At 52.0% G+C, this 2898-nt stretch carries 2 pseudogenes; both read left to right on the forward strand.

Annotated features, from left to right (window positions below):
* Nucleotides 1-295: 295 nt before the first annotated feature.
* Nucleotides 296-1249 (forward strand): annotated as a pseudogene (locus tag E0D98_RS28480) (ShlB/FhaC/HecB family hemolysin secretion/activation protein); the annotation flags it as partial.
* Nucleotides 1249-2898: pseudogene (locus E0D98_RS23010) on the forward strand (S-layer family protein); the annotation flags it as partial. The pseudogenes E0D98_RS28480 and E0D98_RS23010, both read left to right, overlap by 1 nt.

The raw sequence follows: 2898 nt of genomic DNA on the forward strand, positions 1-2898 counted from the left end.
TAAATCTGTCATATTGCTGTCGCTCAGATCATTATTCTATAATGATCAAAATTAAGTCAATTCTGAACGGATTTGTTACTCAGCATTCTGGTACCGGTTGGTGTGGGTAAATACCGGAAGGGCGGTAGCGTACCACTGCAAAACATGGTGGGAGGTATCGTCAGGAGGCTGGTGATTGTTGGTATGGCATGAATAAAAGGTTTTTCGTTTGACTGGAAAATTATGTTGCAGGAACGAGAGGGCTGAGGAACAAAGCGTATTCCGGCGCTGTCCGTCCTTGCTGTCACTGACACTGATGTCTGTTTTACTATCGCCTTTATCTCTTCAGGCAGCGGATATCCGGCGTAGTGGAGAGGATACATTTATCATTCAGCAGCAGCGTCAGGAAGCCCTTGAGCAACAACTGACGCCTTCAGCCCCTGATGTTCGCCTTTCTGCACCTGGCTCTTTTGCCCATAAGATTAATTTTCCTGTTGAAACGCCCTGTTTTCAGATTAAACAGACGGAACTGAAGGGGGCTGATGCGTTACCACACTGGCTGCCTTTACAAAAAATCGCCAACGGGGCGGTCGGGCATTGCCTGGGGGCGAAAGGAATTAATCTGCTGATGAGTACATTGCAGAACCGTCTGGTCGATCATGGTTATGTCACCACCCGTGTTCTGGCACCTTCGCAGGATTTAAAAAGCGGTATCCTCCGGCTGGTTATTATTCCCGGTGTTGTGCGACATGTGCGTCTGACACCGGACAGTGATGACTATATTCAGTTGTATTCCTCATTCCCGGCACACGAAGGTTCTCTGCTGGATTTACGGGACATTGAGCAGGGGCTGGAGAATATGCAACGACTGCCGGGTGTGCAGGCTGATATGGAAATTGTGCCCGGTGAGCAGCCAGGGGAAAGTGATATTCTTATTACCCGTAAACAGGATAAATACTGGCGACTGGGGTTTTCGCTTGATGATTCAGGTACCCGCAGCACAGGGCGTTATCTCGGTGGTATAACATTTTCTCTGGATAATCCTTTTTCCCTGAGTGACCTGCTGTATGTTTCTGCCACCCATAATTTTCCACATTACGGGGGTAAGGGCAGTAAAAACTACACGGCCCATTACTCTGTGCCTTTCGGTTACTGGCAGTTTTCCGTCACCGCCAGTGATTACGATTACCATCAGACGGTAGCTGGTGCGGTTGAGGATTACCAGTACAGTGGCGAGAGTCAGAATCTGGGCATGCAGCTGAGCCGGGTAACGTGACGGACACACTGCTGAACCGTGGGCTGATTGACGGGAAATATACGCGTCTTCAGGCGAACACCCTGACGAATTCCGGTACCGGGCGAATCTACGGCGATGCTGTTGGTGTCAGCGCTGCCACATTTAATAATCTGGAAGAAAATGGCGTGGCGGCGACGCTGGCCGGGCGTGAGCGTGTGGACTTAGGGGTACAGACCCTGAATAACCGGACGCACAGCCTGATTTACAGTGCAGGTGATATGCATACTGGTGGCATGCTGGATGCGAATGGTGCCGCCACGGGGAAAGCCGGTGTACTGAATAATCACAGTGCCACTATTGAAGCCGCCGGATATCTGGTACTGAGTGCCGGACAAATCAATAACGTCAATGACCATTTCACCACGGAGCGCGTGGTGGTTTCCACGGAAAAGGTGACTGAGTATCAGCTCAGCGGCTCAGATAAACGCTGGAGCGCCGGTGAACCGGGCGTTTATGTGGATAACGATTCCAGTAACTCACTGAAAAAACTGCATACACCGGAAGGCGCCAGAGATAAATTCACGCAGTACGATTACACCCGTACCGTGGAAGAAACCCGGGTAAAAGAATCCGACCCGGGAAAAATTCTGTCCGGTGCCGGCATGACGATTGTGGCAGACAAACTGCTTAATGATAAGAGTCAGGTTGTTGCAGGCGGCCTGCTGACCATTCCGTCAGGAAGCGTGGAAAATGTCAGTGTCAGTGGCGAGCGGCATGTTACGGACTCAGGAACATCCACGTATTATTACCGTATCAGGAAAAAAGGAAAGGATAAGCAGGGGGAGAAAACCTCTCAGTACACTCCGCCCACTGTAATTCAGACCATCACGCTGAAGCCGGGAGAGCTCACCAGCCACGGACAGGTTCAGGGCAGCCATGTCACGCTTTCTCCCCTGAAGCCACAGGGAACGGATGTACAGACAGGACTGACCGGAAATGTGGATGCGACAGTAGCCGGTACTGACCGGATACCGCTTCGCCCGGTGGTGTCTGCCGGTGAACCGGTCATTCTGTTGCCGGGGCAGCAGTTTGAAGTCAGCGCACCTCAGGGCAGTATCCATGTTGCCGGGCCGGATACCCGTCTGCCGGACAGCAGCCTGTTTAAAACAAATCCGGCAGTGAATGTGCCATATCTGGTTGAAACGGACCCGCGTTTTACGAACCAGAAGACGTGGCTGGGCAGTGATTACATGCAGAAGGCGTTTTCTCAGAACGGGGATAACATGCTCAAACGCCTGGGGGATGGTTTTTACGAACAGCGTCTGATTCGTGAGCAGGTTGTCGCTCTGACCGGGCAACGGTACCTGGACGGATACAGTAATGATGAAGAGCAGTTTAAGGCGTTAATGGATGCGGGTATTGCATTTGGTAAGCAATACAACCTGACACCAGGTGTGGCGCTGACTGCTGAGCAGATGGCGTTACTGACCGGTGATATTGTCTGGCTGGTTAACACCACGGTGACACTGCCGGACGGCAGCACGCAGACGGTTCAGGTACCTCAGGTGTATGCCCGTGTAAAACCCGGTGATGTGAACAGCGCCGGTGCGCTGATTGCCGGCAGGGACATGGTGATGAAGCTGGATGGTGACCTGTTTAACAGCGGTAAACTGGCCGGGAAG

Origin of the sequence: Escherichia sp. KCJ4928 (assembly GCF_004352695.1) — a bacterium.
Taxonomy (GTDB): Bacteria; Pseudomonadota; Gammaproteobacteria; order Enterobacterales; family Enterobacteriaceae; genus ECMA0423.